At 58.6% G+C, this 16,200-nt stretch carries 14 protein-coding genes and 1 pseudogene; all 15 read right to left on the minus strand.

What is annotated here, in order from left to right:
• Positions 1 to 64: 64 nt before the first annotated feature.
• The 15 genes and pseudogenes from fliJ to flgK all read right to left on the minus strand — a co-directional run bounded on the left by fliJ (position 65) and on the right by flgK (position 16,191).
• The gene (fliJ, locus tag G411_RS0113895) at positions 65 to 526 is read right to left on the minus strand and encodes a flagellar export protein FliJ (RefSeq protein ID WP_022959819.1); all 462 of its coding nucleotides are present in this window, start codon (positions 524 to 526) and stop codon (positions 65 to 67) included.
• Between the two features lie 47 nt (positions 527 to 573).
• Complete coding sequence (gene fliI, locus G411_RS20570) at positions 574 to 1,953, minus strand: flagellar protein export ATPase FliI (RefSeq protein ID WP_022959820.1); 1,380 nt, start codon at positions 1,951 to 1,953, stop codon at positions 574 to 576.
• Positions 1,931 to 2,647, minus strand: coding sequence for a FliH/SctL family protein (locus G411_RS0113905; RefSeq protein ID WP_022959821.1), 717 nt, complete (start codon positions 2,645 to 2,647; stop codon positions 1,931 to 1,933). The genes fliI and G411_RS0113905 overlap by 23 nt, the downstream gene beginning before the upstream one ends.
• Positions 2,648 to 2,671: 24 nt before the next feature.
• Positions 2,672 to 3,697 carry a flagellar motor switch protein FliG gene (fliG, locus tag G411_RS0113910; protein WP_022959822.1) on the minus strand — a complete coding sequence of 342 codons (1,026 nt, stop codon included), beginning with the start codon at positions 3,695 to 3,697 and terminating at the stop codon, positions 2,672 to 2,674.
• Positions 3,690 to 5,324 carry a flagellar basal-body MS-ring/collar protein FliF gene (gene fliF / locus G411_RS0113915; protein ID WP_022959823.1) on the minus strand — a complete coding sequence of 545 codons (1,635 nt, stop codon included), beginning with the start codon at positions 5,322 to 5,324 and terminating at the stop codon, positions 3,690 to 3,692. The genes fliG and fliF overlap by 8 nt, the downstream gene beginning before the upstream one ends.
• A gap of 36 nt (positions 5,325 to 5,360) precedes the next feature.
• Positions 5,361 to 5,699: a flagellar hook-basal body complex protein FliE gene (gene fliE, locus G411_RS0113920; RefSeq protein ID WP_022959824.1), complete on the minus strand. Its 339-nt coding sequence runs from the start codon at positions 5,697 to 5,699 to the stop codon at positions 5,361 to 5,363.
• Between the two features lie 12 nt (positions 5,700 to 5,711).
• Positions 5,712 to 6,599, minus strand: a pseudogene (locus G411_RS20575) (sigma-54 interaction domain-containing protein); the annotation flags it as partial.
• Between the two features lie 427 nt (positions 6,600 to 7,026).
• Complete coding sequence (locus tag G411_RS20580; protein ID WP_022959826.1) at positions 7,027 to 8,067, minus strand: sigma-54 interaction domain-containing protein; 1,041 nt, start codon at positions 8,065 to 8,067, stop codon at positions 7,027 to 7,029.
• 268 nt (positions 8,068 to 8,335) lie between these two features.
• Entirely contained in the window at positions 8,336 to 8,692 is a 357-nt protein-coding gene (gene fliT / locus G411_RS0113935) for a flagellar protein FliT (RefSeq protein ID WP_022959827.1), read from the minus strand.
• Entirely contained in the window at positions 8,693 to 9,139 is a 447-nt protein-coding gene (gene fliS, locus G411_RS0113940; protein WP_022959828.1) for a flagellar export chaperone FliS, read from the minus strand.
• A gap of 112 nt (positions 9,140 to 9,251) precedes the next feature.
• Complete coding sequence (fliD, locus tag G411_RS0113945; RefSeq protein WP_022959829.1) at positions 9,252 to 10,649, minus strand: flagellar filament capping protein FliD; 1,398 nt, start codon at positions 10,647 to 10,649, stop codon at positions 9,252 to 9,254.
• A gap of 137 nt (positions 10,650 to 10,786) precedes the next feature.
• Positions 10,787 to 11,221, minus strand: a complete 435-nt coding sequence (locus tag G411_RS20585) for a flagellar protein FlaG (protein ID WP_169530709.1) — start codon at positions 11,219 to 11,221, stop codon at positions 10,787 to 10,789.
• Between the two features lie 121 nt (positions 11,222 to 11,342).
• Positions 11,343 to 12,836, minus strand: a complete 1,494-nt coding sequence (locus G411_RS22530; RefSeq protein WP_022959831.1) for a flagellin N-terminal helical domain-containing protein — start codon at positions 12,834 to 12,836, stop codon at positions 11,343 to 11,345.
• A 247-nt stretch (positions 12,837 to 13,083) separates the two neighbouring features.
• Positions 13,084 to 14,277, minus strand: a complete 1,194-nt coding sequence (gene flgL / locus G411_RS0113960) for a flagellar hook-associated protein FlgL (protein ID WP_022959832.1) — start codon at positions 14,275 to 14,277, stop codon at positions 13,084 to 13,086.
• A 27-nt stretch (positions 14,278 to 14,304) separates the two neighbouring features.
• Entirely contained in the window at positions 14,305 to 16,191 is a 1,887-nt protein-coding gene (gene flgK / locus G411_RS0113965) for a flagellar hook-associated protein FlgK (RefSeq protein WP_022959833.1), read from the minus strand.
• Positions 16,192 to 16,200 lie beyond the last annotated feature (9 nt).

Consider the following 16,200-nt stretch of genomic DNA (forward strand, 5'->3'; position numbering starts at 1 on the left):
TCATGCTCTCAGGCACTACCTCTCAGGTACTACTCAGCAAACACTGTGCCATTCAAGAAAGGGCTTAGCTCAGGCCCTGCTGCTGGCGGCGCTGCCAGACAAAGCGCTGGCTGCTCAATTCATCGCTGACCGACTGCTCACGGCGAGCTTCATCGCGACGTTCGTCGGCCCGATAACGCTCGATAAGTTGATCCATGCTGCGACTGTGCTGGCGGGCTTTCATCCACTCCTGGCGGATTTTCCGTAACTGCTCCCGGCAGCGTTCCACCGAATCGGACTGTTGGCGAATCGCCAGGGACAGACGAGAGAGAAAGGCGCGACTTTCCTGCAAACGCTTCACGTCACACAGGCTGTCAGCCGCGGCGCGACGGTACTCCTCGTAATACTGCTTGAGTTCGTCGAGTTTCTGGCTCTGGGTCTCATACTGCTGCTGAACGGCCGCATAGCGCGTCGCCTCTTCCTGCTCCTGGCGATCTGCCAGCGCCTGAACCGGTTGCATACGCTGTGATTTTTTTTCCGTACTCACCGTTATCCTCCGTTGACGCCAGCCGCTAAGGCCGCGTCAAATTTCATTCAATCGAGTTCGACTGCTTCGCCTTCCAGCAACAGACTCAGCTTGTCCAGCGAGGCATCAAAGCCGTCAGACTCGTCGTAGGCCTGCTGCAGAAACGCCTGAATCTTCGGCCACAACGCTATCGCTTCGTCCACTCGGGCATCACTGCCTCGCTGGTAGGCGCCAATGGTCACCAAGTCGCGGTTCTGCTGATACAGCGACACCAGTTGTCGCAGTCGCCTGACCAGTTGCTGATGTCCCTTATCGGTAATGTCATTCATCGCCCGGCTGACCGAGCGCTCGATATCTATTGCCGGGTAGTGGCCCGCATCGGCGAGACTTCGCGACAGCACAATATGGCCATCGAGAATCGCCCGCGCCGCGTCGACAATCGGGTCGTTCTGATCGTCCCCTTCCGCCAGCACGGTATAAAACGCGGTGATCGAACCGCCGCCTTCTTCGCCGTTCCCGGCCCGCTCCACCAGCGCCGGCAGCCTCGCAAACACCGAGGGCGGGTAACCTTTGGTGGCAGGCGGTTCGCCTGTCGCCAGCGCGATCTCACGTTGAGCCTGCGCGAAGCGGGTCAGTGAATCCATCAGTAATAACACCTGCTGGCCCTGGTCCCGGAAGTACTCCGCCACGGCGCTGGCCAGCCACGCAGCGCGCATCCGCATCAACGGCGGCTGATCTGCCGGTGTGGCGATCACCACCGCATGGCGCATATCGTCGCCACCGAGAATATTGTCGATAAAATCTTTGACCTCGCGGCCGCGCTCGCCAATCAGAGCAACCACCACCACATCGGCCTTGGTATAGCGCGTCATCATGCCCAGCAGGACACTCTTACCGACGCCACTGCCGGCAAACAGTCCGAGCCGCTGACCCTGACCCACGGTCAGCAACGCGTTGATCGCACGAACGCCGACATCGAGCGGTTCCCGGATGGGACGGCGCGACAGCGGGTTCAGGGGAGCACCGTTCAACGGGCGGTAATCGTCGGTGCGCAAGGGGCCACGGTTATCCAGCGGCTGGCCGGCGGCATCGATCACGCGGCCCAGCAGGGCCTCGCCCACCGGCACGCTGGATCCCTTGCCGATAGGCCGAACTCTGGCGTGGGGCATGACACCGCGCAGCTCGCCGGTCGGCATCAGCAAAATACAATCACTGGCGAAACCCACAACCTCGGTTTCCAGCCAGTCACCGTCAATGGTTTCCACTTCGCAGTAGGCGCCGATCGCCGCCTTGCAGCCCTCAGCTTCGAGCAAGGTGCCTACAATGCGACGCAACTGACCTTCGGCGGGCACCGGCGGTTCGGCGGCACGTCGGGCGACCTGCTCACTGCGCTGCTGGAGCCGCGAGACCAGATGCCTGCGAGGATTAAATTCCGTGTTCTGGGGCATCCGCCGACTCCTGCGAGGAGGCCAACAGGCGGGCCAGTCGCGTTTCCAGGCGATGATCCACCTGAGACTGGGCATTTCTGATCAGGCTGCCGCCGCGCTGAATATCCGGGTCTTCATGCAGCGTCCAGGCGGGCTCCAGCGGTTCATCCTGCTCGGCCACCTGCCGCAGCAGCGCAGCATCCTCGGGATTCAGGTGCAGGTCGATCCGTCCCTCAGCCACGGGCAACAGCTTCACCGCGTCGTGCAGACGGCTGCGCAACCACTCCGGGTCGGCAGTCAATTCGCGCCCCAACAGGGCCTTCGCCACGGCACAGGCCAACACCTCAAGCTGTTCTGCAACCTCCCCCTCCAGCCAGGCCATGGGCTGACGCAGGGCGGCAATCGCCAACTGCAACTGCTGACTCTGCTGAGCCAGCAATGCCTGTGCGTCGGCTTCACCTTTGGCAAAACCCTGCTGCCGGGCTTCTTCACGCAGGGCGTCGAGTTCACTCTCCAACAGGGGATCGTCTGCTACACGCTCCACATCGCGCTCAGGGGTTTGATCAAAACGCATCAGCGACCCATCGCCGACGGGGCGGGATGTCCCCATACCGGGCGGCTGCCATGCGCGTGGGGACTCCTCCACCGCGTCGACGCTGTCCTGCGGCGGGTGGCCCAGGTCTCGCGGTGTGAAAGCATGAAATCCCTGCGTCATTGGCAATGCTCCCGTCGCCGCGCCTTAGATGTAGTCGTCGCCACCACGGCCGAGGTCAATCTGGCCACTTTCGGCAAGACTGCGGGCAATGGTAAGAATCTCTTTCTGGGCCTGCTCGACCTCGCTGATCTTAATCGGGCCGCGAGCATCCATATCGTCCAGCAGCATTTCGCGGGCACGCTTGGACATGTTCCTCAGGATCTTTTCTTTGACTTCTTCCCCAGCCCCCTTCAATGCAATGGGCAGCAGATCGGAAGAGACCTCACGAAGCAGCTGTTGAACGCCCTTGTCACTGATATTGATGAGGTTGCTGAAGACGAACATCAGGTCCTGAATGCGCGCAGAGAGTTCTTCGTTGTTTTTAGCGAGACTTTCCAGGATGCGGGTTTCTGCATCGCCACCAAGGCCATTGATCAAACCAGCGGCGGTAGCTGCGCCATCGATCTGGCGGTTTTTCAGCTTGGCGCTCACCGACAGCTTTTTCTTGAGAATGCCCTGCAACTGCCTCATTGCAGTATCGGGAATGGTCTTCATGTTCGCGATGCGATAGACCACATCGTTCTGCTGCGCCTCGGGCAGCTTCGCCAACACTTTGGCGGCCTGCTCCGGCTCGAGATGGGCAAGCGTGATAGCGATCATCTGGGGGTGCTCATCTTTTAGCATTTGTGCCAGCGCTTCGGGCTCCACCCAACGCAGCTCTTCCATCTCCTGTCCCGGCTGGTCACCCAGTACCCGTCTCGCCAGACTGCCGCCGGCCTGCTCGCCCAGCGCCGTGGTAAAGACCTTGCGCACGTAGGATTGCACACCTACGGCCAGTGAATTTTCTGACTGCGCGCTGTGCTGGAAATCCTGCACCACCGCCATCGCGCGACTGTTATCGACACGTTTGATACCCGCCATAGCGGTACCGATACGCTCGACATCCTCGGGTGCAACGTGCTGCAGCACTTTGGCGGCGTGGGTTTCTCCCATCATCAACAGCAGCAGTGCTGCCTTCTCACAGCCGGGGATACTGGCGACCGCGGCGTCGCTGCGTTCTGCGTTATCCATTGTCTTCTGTCACCCACTTGTTGACGACTTGTGCGACGCGGCGAGGATCTTCCTCAACCATGCCGCGCACATCACTGAGCTGCTGCTCAAATCCCGGCCTGGAACGACCTCCCCCTTGGGGCGCGCCCAGCGCCGCTACCGGCGGCTGCTGATATTCACCGCTCATCGCGCGGTCGATATCGCCTTGGGCATGCCCCGCATCAAGGGCGGCCGGGCGATGGCTGTGCAGCAGGCTGCGCATACCGGGACGCAGCACCGCAAACACAATCACAATCACCGCGACGCCAATCAGCAACTGCTTGATCAGATTGGCAAACCAGGGCTGTTCCCAGATCGCCGGCTCAACCGTTTGTTCGTCAAACAGGGCTTCATCGCGGAAGTCCGCCGCCATCACCGTCACCCGGTCGCCGCGATCCTGCTCAAAGCCGACGGCGTCTTTAACCAACAGCGTCATGCGCTCGATTTCCGGGTTACTCATCGGCTCGATAACCACTTCACCGCTTTCATTCACCCGGCGGTGGTTATCCACCAGCACCGCCACCGACAGTTTATTGACGCGGCCGCTGGGGTTGTTGCTGTGAGCCAAGACCCGTTCGATCTCATAGTTGCGAATGACCGAGCGATTGCCTAACGCCGCACTCTCCTCGTTGTCCTGCTGAGCCTGTGCACCCGGAGGCTGGTTACTCAACGCCCCCGGTACCCCTCTGGCGGCCGCGCCACCGTCTGCCTGCACCTGCTCGTTTATCTGTTCACTTCTCACCACCTGGCGATCCGGATTCCAGCTCTCGCGGCTTTCCTGCTCGCTGGAGAAATCCACATCGGCCGACACCGTCACCCGAACCCGGCCCGAGCCGGCGATCGGACTGATAAGCTCGGCAATACGATCCTCGTAGGCCTGCTCAATGCGGCGGCGGTAATTGAACTGACGGTCGCTAAGTTCAAGTTGATCATCCTCGCGGTGAGTCTCGCTGAGCTGTCGCCCCTGCTGATCAACGACCGTCACGTTCTCCGCCTGCAGATCACCAATGCTGCCCGCGACCAGATTGACGATTGCCGAGACGTTCTGTTTCGACACATCCCGTCCCGGGTAGATGTCCAGCATAATCGACGCACTTGAGGGCTTGCGATCCCGTACAAATACGGACTGCTTGGGAATCGCCAGGTGCACACGGGCTCGGCGAACCTGCTGCAGACTCTCTATGGTGCTGGCCAGTTCCTGCTCCAGCGCATAGTGATACTTCTTGGATTGCATGAACTCACTGACACCAAAGCCCTGCTCCTGCTCAAGCATGGCCATGCCGGAGCCATCGCGCTCCAGGCCCTGACCGGCGAGCCGGATACGGGCATCGTGTAGCTGCTCGGCCGGCACCAAAATCGCGCCGGTGCTGTCCTGAATCCGGTAGGGAATTTGCGAAGCATTTAAGGCATCGACGACCGCTGACGCGCGCTCGGGCGGCAAGGAGGTATACAGCGTCCGATAATCGCTGCCCTGCGACCACATCACGGCGGCGACGCCGACAGCAACACTGGCGGCAATGCTGACCAAAATCAGCAACTGGCGCAGCACGTCATTTTTTGCAGCGCTGGCCAGCAAAGTATTTACAGACACTGCGCGGGTTTCAGCCATGACAGATTGCCTCACTCAGAATCGGAAAGCCCTGCTTCACATCGACATCCTCATCACTTCCTGATAGGCGTCCACCAGCTTGTTGCGCACTTCCACGGCGGCTTTAAATGACACCTGCGCCTTTTGCATATTCACCATCACTTCAGTGATGCTCACATTCGGATCGCCGCGCTCAAAGGCCGTGGTCAGTTCACTGGCATTCTTCTGGCTGGCATTCACCCCATCCAGCGACTGCTGCAGTAACTGGGAGAAATCGACCCGCGGCGTGGATTCCAGCGCCGTCGACGAGCCGACTTCCTCCATCGACGGCAGCGGGCTCTGCTCACGCAGGGCGCGAATCTGTTGGAGGATCGAGTCCACTTTCATATCCGACATAACGCTCTCCCCTTAGCCTTGCAGGCAGCTTTGTTCACGCATCCGCGCCAGCTTGTAGCGCAGTGTGCGAGGACTGATGCCGAGCAGTTCGGCGGCTTCTTTCTTCGAGCGCCCCTGACGTAAGGCCGCCTGGATACGCTGACTTTCCTGGTCTCGCATAAAGCCTTCCAGCGGTGCCGCTTCTGCCGACACCGGTGCCGAGAACAGTTGCATGCCCTGCTCAAACTGAATGTCGACATCGTCGATTCGCGGCGCGGCGCGCAGAATCAGCGCACGTTGGATCACGTTATCGAGTTCCCGAACATTGCCGGGCCAGGGGTAGCTGAGCAGTTTGTCGGCGGCAGCGGAGCTGAGCACACTGGCTCCGTCGCTGACCGACTCGTCGCGCTCAAGAAAGTGAATGGCCAATGGCAGAATATCGTCGCGACGCTCACGCAGCGGTGCCAGACAAAGGGGGAATACATTGAGGCGATAGAACAGATCTTCACGAAAATCGCCATCGTTAACGGCCTGTCTCAGATCGCGGTTAGTCGTTGCCAGTACACGAACATCCAGCTTGATACTGCGGCGGCTGCCCAAGCGTTCAATTTCCTTTTCCTGCAGGACACGCAGCAGCTTGGCTTGCAAGCCGATATCCATTTCGGAGATTTCATCCAGCAGCAAGGTGCCGCCCTGTGCCTGCTCAAACTTACCGGCGTGACTGTTCACCGCTCCGGTGAAGGCCCCCTTCTCATAGCCGAAAAGCATGGCTTCCAGCATATTCTCGGGAATCGCTGCGCAGTTCAGCGCCACAAACGGGCCGTCTGCACGGCGCGATTGCTGATGGATATAGCGGGCATACACTTCTTTACCCACACCGCTTTCTCCACAAATCAGTACAGTGGCATCGGTGGCCGCTACCCGGGAGGCCAGCGTTTTCAGTGCGCGCGACGCGCGGTCTTCGGCGATCAGGCTCATTGCGACTTACCTCCGCGCAATGCCGTTGAGCGCAGTACACGCTGTTGTTGCTGCAACTGTTTTCTGGCCAGCACCAACTCTCTCTGGCAGCGATTCATTATCGCCACATCCAACGTTACGCTAGCGGAGTTAGAAAGAAGTATATCAGCCATTGTTAACAACCTTTTGTCACTGTTACGGCCTTCAATGCAACCGCCGTACCAATATATTTTTTATAAAAAATTCAATTACTTAATTAATAAAAAACGGGGAATGACAAACTTTTGGCGGCTGTTTTTAAACAAAATAGTCAGGCATAAAAAATGCGGCATAAGCCGCATGGTTAGAAACAATGAATCTGCTAGCTGAAATCAGATTGGGATAAGGCCATTCAAGCCATACCGAGTTTCTTCATTTTCTCGGCCAGCGTAGTCCGCTGCAGGCCAAGCAATTGTGCGGCCCGGGTAATAACACCGCCCTCACGCTCTAGCGCCTGACTGATATATTGCTGCTCCAATTCCTGCAGCAGCGATTTCAGGTCCACACCGTCTGCGGGCAGACTGGCTGGCGCAAGGCTGGCCTCCTCTGTGCTGTCTTCGTCAAATTCGCGGTCCAGCAGCACGGCCATCAGTGCGTCCTGATCCTCACGGCCCGATGGCTCGCTGTCGTCATCGACAACCAGTTCGAAACGGTATTTCGCGGGAAGGTCTTTAACACCGATACGCTGCCCGCCGTGGGTGATCGACAGGCGCTCGATGAGGTTTTCGAGTTCACGAACATTGCCCGGCCAGCCGTAACGCTGCAAAGCCCGCAGGGCATTGGGAGACAGATTCGGCGGCGTCATGCCCCGCTCTTTCAAGCGTGCTGAAAAGCCGCCAACCAGCGTTTCGATATCTTCGGGATGCTCGCGCAGGGAAGGCACTTCGATAGGAAAGACATCGAGACGAAAAAACAGGTCCTGGCGAAAACTGCCTTCGTCCACCATGTCCTCAAGGTTGCGGTGGGTCGCAGCCAGAATACGCACATTGCAACGGCGGGTTTCATTGCTGCCGACACGTTCGTAGCAACGTTCCTGAAGGACGCGCAGCAGTTTGACCTGCATCGGCAGGCTCATGTCACCGATCTCGTCGAGAAACAGCGTACCGCCCTCAGCCATTTCAAAACGGCCTTTGCGCGTTGCCACCGCACCGGTGAACGCGCCTTTTTCGTGGCCGAACAACTCGCTTTCCAGCAGATCAGCCGGAATGGCGCCGCAGTTCACCGGAATAAAGGGATTGCCAGCGCGGTCGGAGTACTCGTGAATTTTTCGGGCAACGACTTCCTTGCCGCTCCCAGACTCGCCGCGAATCAACACCAGCGTGTCGAAGCTGGCGACCTGCTGAATCAGTACATCCAGTGCCCGCATTTTGCGTGAGCAGGGGGCCATACCCATGACTGATTCGCCTTCCTTTGACCGCATCGCATTGCTCATTTTGTTTATACTTTCGTCACTTGAGAGGACATCCCACTCTCTCCCCAAGACCCCTGCAAGGCAAAGCCTTGGCAGCCCCACGACAATCATCAAGCGTGGAATCATTCTGAGAGATCAGCCCATGGCTTGTTAATACGTAGAATCGCTGAGCAGCGTTCGGTATTACCGGCCTGCACAGGGAGGGATAAGAAGAACGGGCAAGCGGGATACCTGCCCTAATGTCGACGGACTACGCGTGACGGAGATAACTACCCAGATTCTCGGCGTTGCGACGCTGCTGAGCATTGCTGTCGACCATGGCACCGCGCTGGCGATGCAGCAACTCGGTTACCCGGTCATCAATCTTCAGTATTTCTTCGATCACAGCGGAAACCAGTCCCGCTTCAGCCGGTGGACAGTCAACCGCAAAGAACTGGTCCATCGCCAGACGTCGCGTCTGCTGCATGGGCAGGGCCGCTGACCAGTCGCCCTGCGAAGCGCTGTCACAGATGCGCTCGCTCAGCGTCAGCAGCTCGCGAAGCTGCTGCTGACGGGGCGTGAGCAACTCTGCGTTTTTCAGCGCGGCTACATCCATCTCTTTCACCATTTACATTACCGCTTCAGCATGGCTTTCGCGTGCACGTTCCAGCGCATCAACACCGCGCAAGGTGTCGGGAATCGCATCCCAGGCTTCTTTCAGTTCCTGCAGCAGCGCCGCAACCTCTTCCAGTGCCGCGTCGTCGTTGTTGATATTGGCCAGCAACAGCCGACGGTTCATGTAGTCATAGAGATTCTCAAGGTTTTCACACAGGGGGTTTTCCACACTGTGATCGATGCTCATACGCAGTCCATCGATAATGGAGATGACCCTGCTGATCGTCGTCGACTTCTGGGCAATTTCCCGGCGCTGCATTTGGCCGCGAGCCACAGCGATACGATCCAGCGCACCATCCATCAGCAATTGAATGAGCCGGTGAGGGCTGGCGGCGTCGACCTGCGTCTGCGTTCCGACACTGGCGTAGGCCTGGCTGACACGACCTGCTGAATAGCTCATGATGAATCCTCTTTTTGTCGATGGTTACTTTATATATCGACGCTGTTCTGTATAGCTTTAGCTGTGTTTTTAACGCTTTCGCTGCGGAATCTACTTACCTGTTCCGCCAGCCTTATTTGTCGCTTTTCACCATGCCCGGCAGGTTCGCCAACTGCTCGGTGAGGAAATCGCCCGTGGTACTGAGTTCGCCCAACAGCGTATCCAGGGCGTTAAACTGCGCGGTATAGCGCGCCTCAATCGCGGCGATGCGCCGATCCAGCGCTTCCCGCTGCGACGTAATTCTGTCGATCTGGGTGTTGTAGCCTTCGGTGCGGATATCAATAATCCCGCCCGCCTCGGTGTAGCGGTTCAGTAGCGTGTCGAGGCGCACCGCGTAGCCATCCTCACTGGAGAAAATATCGGCAACGGCGGAGAAATTATCGGCAATGGCGTCGGTGAGCAGCTCGTCGTCTATTTCCAGCACCGAGTTGTCACCGGTGCGAATGCCCAACTGGGCCAGCGAGTTAAAGTCGCCGCTCAGCCCATCAACGACATTACCCATTTCGCTACGCAGGCTGAAGGCAATCTGCCTGACTGTCGCATCGCCCTGCAGCAGCCCGGCAGTGTTTGCCTCCGGATCATAGGCAGTCAAATCATTCAGCGTTGCATTCAGGCTGTTGTAAGCGGTTACAAAGCCTTCAACGGCCTTCTTCACCGAGCTGGTATTCAGACTGACATCGAGGGTGAAATTTTCGCCGGGCTTGGCCTTACTCAGGTTCAGGGTAAGCCCCTCGATCATGCCCTCGACGGTCAAATTCGCGCTGGTTTGGGTAAAGCCGTCCACAATAACGATGGAATCGAGCGCCTCGACTTTTTCGGTCATCGGATTGCTCGCCGCATTGGGGTCGAAGCTCAACTGACTGAGATCGCCAGTGTCCCCGGCTCCGGTGCTGACGCTGACGGCGATGGCGTTATCGGCGCCGCTCTCATCACTGGTCAGCACCAGCCGCGCGCCGTCCTGGTCGGTAACGATGCTGGCGGTCACGCCGACATTATCGTCGGCCTCATTAATGGCATTTCGAATGCTCTCCAGCGAATCCTCGCCCGACAGCACGTCGAGACTGAAGCTTTCGCCGTTAACGGTAATGGTGAGCTGGCCGGTGCCCACCGAGGTCTGGGCATCGGTATAGCCCGCAGAAGCGATTTTGTGTCGGCTTGCCAATTGTTCAACGCTGACCTCGTGACTGCCGGCAGCGGCTTGCGTATCGGCCGTGGCGGTAAATCCGGCATCGCTTTCTACCGAGACCTTGCGACCGCTGAATGTCTCGGGATCTTGGAGGGTTTCAAGCTTGCTCTGGAAGTTTTCCAGCGCTGACTTCAGTGCGCCAAAGGCGGAGACTTTTGACTCGGCCAGATACGCCTTGGAGTTCAGGCGATTTTCGGCAGGCGCACGCTCAGCCTCAACAAGCTGCTCGACAATGCTGCCGATATTCAGCCCGGATCCGATGCCTGTAGAGATTATCGACGCCATTTCGTTTTCCGCCCTTTCGTATGTCTCGCCGCCAGTCCCTGCAACGGCTCTCAAACCCAGAGTTTATCGCCTGTTCAAACCGGCAAACACCACTGATTTTCAGCAAAGAGAGCAAGCTCCATGCCACGGCATGACGACTACGCTTCCGCCTGAATCAGACTGCCGGTTCCCTCGATAAACGTCCGAGTGATCTGCAGCAGTTCTTCCGGCGGAATTTGCCGGATCACCTCGCCAGACTCGGCATGAATGACCTTGAGTATGGTTCTGCCCGTCGTCTCATCCACCGAGAACTCTAGGTCTCGCTCACGGTCACGCAGTATTTCGTTAAGCTTCGCCACCGCCTGCTCGGTTTTCTCGATGCGGTCGGCGGGGTCAAATTCGGCAACCAGTGCCTTGGCAATCCGGCTGACTTCTTCCTGTGCCACGGCATCGTCGTTCTGCATCGGCACCGATGAGGCCTTGGCCGATATCGGCAATTCCTCTCCAGAGGAAGGCAAACTCTTGCCGCTTGTCTGGGTGACCGGAACGCGGGTCGGCAGAGAAGCACTTTTTACGCTAAGACTGTTATCCATAAACATTCACCTTCTCACCCCATTTTCGTAGACCAGCAGCAAAAGGGCCTATTGGCCCTTGCTACTGATGACTCTCTGTTTGGGCCGAGGTGCCCGCCCCGAGGGGCGGACGGGTTCCGGCTTACTGCAGCAGGCTGAGTGCCGCCTGGGGCAGAGAGTTGGCCTGGGCCAGAATTGCAGTACCTGCCTGTTGGAGGATCTGCGCCTTGGTCAGGTTAGCCGTCTCAGCAGCAAAGTCCGCGTCGAGAATCCGACCCCGCGATGCAGACAGGTTCTCAGAGATGGTCTGCAGGTTGGTGATGGTGGATTCGAAGCGGTTCTGTACCGCACCGAAGTCGCTGCGCATGTCACTCACGCTGGTCAGCGCAGAATCAATGCGGCGCAGCATGTCGTTGGAGCTGTCGACAGTCAGTACGTTGACGGCGGTCAGGTCACCGGATGCCGCGGCATCGCTCAGACCCAGCGTCGCTTCCAGGCCACCGCTGAAGGCGATCGCTTCAGAGGCGTGGATGGTCAGGGTGCCGTCATCGTTCAACTCGGCGCTGCCGTTGTTGCCCAGTGCCGTATTGATGGCATCCACCAGGTCCTGGGTCGAGGTGTAGGTCCCGTCAGCCACATCTACCGCGTCAGCGTCGCCGATCGCAATGCTGAGGTCACCCGCTACCGTAACACCGCCTGCGACAGCCGCGACCGCATCGTCACCATCAGTACCGGTTACCGCCGGGAAGGAGGTGACGCCGCTGTCAGTGGTGTTGTTATCGGCATCTGCGTCGAAGTTCGCAACAGACACTTCAGTACCGGTGCCAGTCAGGGCGCTGGTGATGGTGACGTCGTTGCCGTCATTGCTCACCACAAAGTCTGCACCCAGAGCCGTGCCCAGATCCGTCACCAAGGCGTCGATGCCACCGGCACCGGAGTAGTCAGCACTCAGGGTAACGCCAGTAGTCGTGGTGCCATCGGTCACATCAAAGCTGACCGTTTCGCTACTGAAGTCCGCCAGCAAAGAGGAGGCATCAAACACGCCCGAGCCCGAGGTAGCAGGAACCGCATCGGAGCCCGCCATGATCGCTGTCAGATCAGACGAAGTCGCCGCGGTGGTAGCACCCAGTGAGTCCAGACGCATGCTGTTTTGCAGATCCAGACTGATGGTCTCGCCCACATTCGCGCCTACTTGGAAGACAGCGCTGCCGAAGGAGCCATCAAGGATCTTGCGACCGTTGAAGGAGGTCTGGTTGGCAATCCGGTCGATCTCGGCCAGACGCTGCTGGACTTCTGCATCCAGTGCTGCGCGGTCGGAATCAGAGTAAGTCGCGTTGGCAGACTGCACCGCCAGTTCGCGAATACGCTGCAGGTTGTTGGTCATTTCGTCCAGCGCCGCTTCACCGGTTTGCGCCAGTGAGATACCGTCGTTGGCGTTGCGAACTGCCTGGTTCAGACCGTTGATCTGAGTGGTAAAGCGAGTGGTGATGGCCATGCCGGCAGCATCATCTTTCGCGCTGTTGATACGCAGACCTGTAGACAGGCGCTGCAGTGAGGTGTTCAGGGTTTCCTGTGAGCGCTGCAGGTTACGCTGGGCGTTCAACGAGGCAACATTGGTGTTGATGCTAAGTGCCATGGTGAATCTCCTTCCACTGTGTCATTCGCTAAAGGCGCTGGCCTTTTTTCAAGCTTCAGCCAAAATGGCCGAGGTTTGCTTTCACCCCATATAACGGCATGACCATGGCGAACTTTACGAATAATTTTGCGCTCTACGGGTAATTACCTAAACAAGCCTGCAAACCCCGAAGCAATGACCCGCTGCGGGGCCAGAAGATACAAAAACGCCCGCGGCGAGGCGGGCGTTAACAGCGGAAAGAATGTCGTTACAGATAGTTGAACAAGGATAAACCCTGAACTTTGGCAAACGCCTGCTGGGCGGCCTGCAAGCCCAATTGTTGTTGCTGGAAACGCGAGATGGCTTCGGCGTAGTCGAGGTCAGTAATGCTCCCCAGATTTTCCTCCACCTGAAGAGCAATATTCTCGTTCACGTCTTTTTGACGCTCCAGCGCCTGCATCCGTGTGCCGCTCTCCGACTGACGGGCAATCAGTCTGTCCAATGCCTGATCGATATTCACCAGGGCACTGTTAATATCGCTGGTCTGCTGGGCGCGCTGTGCAGCGCCGGTTCGCGGCTGCATCAGCGTGTCGCGTAACTGGGCAACCATGCTGAACACATCTTCGGCTTCACTGGGGCGCAGTGAAAACTGATCGCCAGCCGCGGGCGTCCCGTCCACGGTTACCATCATGCCGTTGACGTTAATACTGCCACCGCTCTGATAAGCACCGCCGCCAATCACCACACCACTGGCATCGCGCAGCTCATAGTCACTGGCGCTGGTGAAGACGATATCCACCGCGTCGCCATTGAAAGCGGCGATATCGGTAATCGCTCCGGCGTCAATCACTGCATCGCCGGTATTGCTGTCCGCCGCGCGGGTTTGAAAATGGCCATTGCCATTCACCACGCCCATAAACACCTCTGAGCCCGGGCTGGTGTCGGCCAACTGCCGGTTTGTACCCACCTGCAGCATGCGCTGTCCGTCATCGCCGTTGTAGGTCACCGCCCCATTGGTCAGCGTGAATGCCTGCACATCCTGCTGGTAACCGGCAAAAATCGAGCGCCCTTCCGCATCCCGGGTATTGGCGATAGTAAGCAAGGCATCGAGCTGCTGATCCAGCTCACGGGATATCGCCAGCCGCGTTTCATTGGTCTGCGTCGCGTTGTTGGCCTCCAGTGCACGCTCACGCACCTGCTGGAGAATCTGTACACTCTCGCTCAACGCCGATTCCTCCAATCGCAGGCGACTGTCGAGCAGATTGACATTGGTCTGAAACTGGTCGGTCTTGGCCAGCGCCCGCTGCAACTCCAGACTGCGCACTGCGCCAACGGGGTCGTCAGAAGGGCTGAGTAGCCGCTTGCCGGTGGAAAGCTGATTCTGGGTTTCCAGCAGTTTGCCCTGCTGATCGAGCATGCCGCTGATTGCCGCGCTGTATATCTGTGCCGTCGAAATTCTCACTGCCGCACTCCCCAAAACCTGGATGGATTAGCTGATCGCACCGATCAGGCTTTGAAACAGTTGATTGGCCACGCTGGCCGCTTGCGCCGCCGCCTGATAGGCCTGTTGAAACTTGAGCAGGTTGGACGCCTCTTCATCGAGGTTGACGCCGGAGATTGACTCGACCGTCGCCTGCGCCTGTGTCAGCAGATTCTGCTGTGCATCGCGATTCAGTTCCGCACTGCGGGTAGCCACGGCGATATCACCGACCAGACCACTGACGGCATCCTTCACGCTGGCGCTGCCGCCGCTGAGAATTCCCAGACTCTCGACATCCGCCATCGCCAGCATATTGCGGTTATCGCCGCTGGCGCCGGTGTTTTCGGTAATACTGAAAACATCGCCGGCGGCGGGCGTGCCGGTAATGGTGACGGTGTTGCCATTGATGGTGATGGCTTCGCCGGGCGCATAACTGTAACTGCCCGCGCCATTAATACTGTAGGTGGAGGCGTCGAGAAAGCTGATGCTGACCGCATCCGTTAAATTGGGGTGATTCGGATCGACAACGAGCGTTTCTGAAATCGACGCCGAGCCGGTATTGGCCGAGCTGGCACCGCTGCGCGTGGCCGCGGCGGCGGCGAGTTGCGCCGGATCACTCATGACCACCGTCAAATTGGCCGAGGCCGACTCCGTGGGCTTGACCAAGAAGCGGTCGCCGGCGACGACCGATCCCGAGAGACTGATGCTGACACCGTCAATCACAAAGGGGTCGGCTGCCGTTCCACTGCCCGTCCAGTTACTGAGCGACTGCCCTGTTCCGGCATCGTTGAACTGCCAGTTCGTGCCATCAAAACGCATGGCAATATTGCGCCCGTCCAGCGCGGATACATCATTGAGGCTGGCAGCGATCGTCGCGTCACCGTCGTTGGTGGTCGCGGCAATCGACGTGGGCGCGGGCTGGGCGAAGATTGCCGAACCGCGCTGGCCGTAGAGATCCAGTCCCGCCGCATTCTGGTCATTCAGCGAGCTGGCCACCGCCGAGGCGATGCGTCCCAGCTCATTGCGGGTATCGCTCAGCAAGCCATCGCGGAAACTCAGCGACGCGCCCAAACTGCCGCCGTTGATCACATCGCTGATAATGCCGGTTTCGCTGGTGCTGGTAGAGACCTCCAGCCGGTCGGCCTCAAAGGCACTGCGCACCGTGTGCAGGCTATTACTCTTCTCGCCGAGTACCAGTGATTGCCCATTGCCGATGAAGACGTTCACCGAGCCATCGTCCTGCTCAACGGTAGAAATATTCACCAACTCATTGAGTTTGAGCAGCGCCTGGTCCCGCTGGTCCAGCAAATCACCGGGTACGCTGCCAAATTTCCCCTGCGCCTCGGCAATACTGCTGTTGATCTTGGCGACTTGCCCCGCCAGATCATTGATATCGTTAACGCTGGCCTGAATACGGTTGTTGATATCGGTATCCAGCGTATCCAACTGAGAGGCAAACTGCGAAAAGCGACCGCTCAGGCTTTCCGCTTCCGACAGCAGCAACTGGCGGGCAGAAAGAGACGCGGGGTCGTTCGCCAGATTCTGTACGCTGTCGTAAAAGTCCGAGAGCGCGGCACTGAGCCCGAGCTCCGAGTCTGACAGGGTGTTATCAAGCTGGCTGGCCAACTGATAATAGTTGTCGAGCTGACTGAAGGCACCACTGGCACTGCGCAACTGCTGACCGGCAAATTCGTCGTAGACCCGGCGCACATCGCTCAACGTGACGCCGGAGCCAATCGACAGGTCGCCCATCTGCTGAGGCACCCGCGTGGCAAAATCCACCCGCTGGCGGCTGTAGCCTTCGGTGTCGGCATTGGCAATATTATGACTGGTCGTCGCCAGTGCTCGCTGGTACGACGTCAGCGCCGACAGGGCATTGCCAAGCATGTCTGCCATGATGCGCTC

This window comes from Spongiibacter tropicus DSM 19543 (assembly GCF_000420325.1).
Lineage (GTDB): Bacteria > Pseudomonadota > Gammaproteobacteria > Pseudomonadales > Spongiibacteraceae > Spongiibacter > Spongiibacter tropicus.

Excerpts from the sequence above, each read along its gene's own strand:
- fliI (WP_022959820.1), bottom strand. The coding sequence starts at position 1,953 with ATGCCCCAGAACACGGAATTTAATCCTCGCAGGCATCTGGTCTCGCGG.
- G411_RS0113905 (WP_022959821.1), bottom strand. The coding sequence starts at position 2,647 with ATGACGCAGGGATTTCATGCTTTCACACCGCGAGACCTGGGCCACCCG.
- fliG (WP_022959822.1), bottom strand. The coding sequence starts at position 3,697 with ATGGATAACGCAGAACGCAGCGACGCCGCGGTCGCCAGTATCCCCGGC.
- fliF (WP_022959823.1), bottom strand. The coding sequence starts at position 5,324 with ATGGCTGAAACCCGCGCAGTGTCTGTAAATACTTTGCTGGCCAGCGCT.
- fliE (WP_022959824.1), bottom strand. The coding sequence starts at position 5,699 with ATGTCGGATATGAAAGTGGACTCGATCCTCCAACAGATTCGCGCCCTG.
- G411_RS20580 (WP_022959826.1), bottom strand. The coding sequence starts at position 8,067 with ATGGGTATGGCCCCCTGCTCACGCAAAATGCGGGCACTGGATGTACTG.
- fliT (WP_022959827.1), bottom strand. The coding sequence starts at position 8,692 with ATGGTGAAAGAGATGGATGTAGCCGCGCTGAAAAACGCAGAGTTGCTC.
- fliS (WP_022959828.1), bottom strand. The coding sequence starts at position 9,139 with ATGAGCTATTCAGCAGGTCGTGTCAGCCAGGCCTACGCCAGTGTCGGA.
- fliD (WP_022959829.1), bottom strand. The coding sequence starts at position 10,649 with ATGGCGTCGATAATCTCTACAGGCATCGGATCCGGGCTGAATATCGGC.
- G411_RS20585 (WP_169530709.1), bottom strand. The coding sequence starts at position 11,221 with ATGGATAACAGTCTTAGCGTAAAAAGTGCTTCTCTGCCGACCCGCGTT.
- G411_RS22530 (WP_022959831.1), bottom strand. The coding sequence starts at position 12,836 with ATGGCACTTAGCATCAACACCAATGTTGCCTCGTTGAACGCCCAGCGT.
- flgK (WP_022959833.1), bottom strand. The coding sequence starts at position 16,191 with ATGGCAGACATGCTTGGCAATGCCCTGTCGGCGCTGACGTCGTACCAG.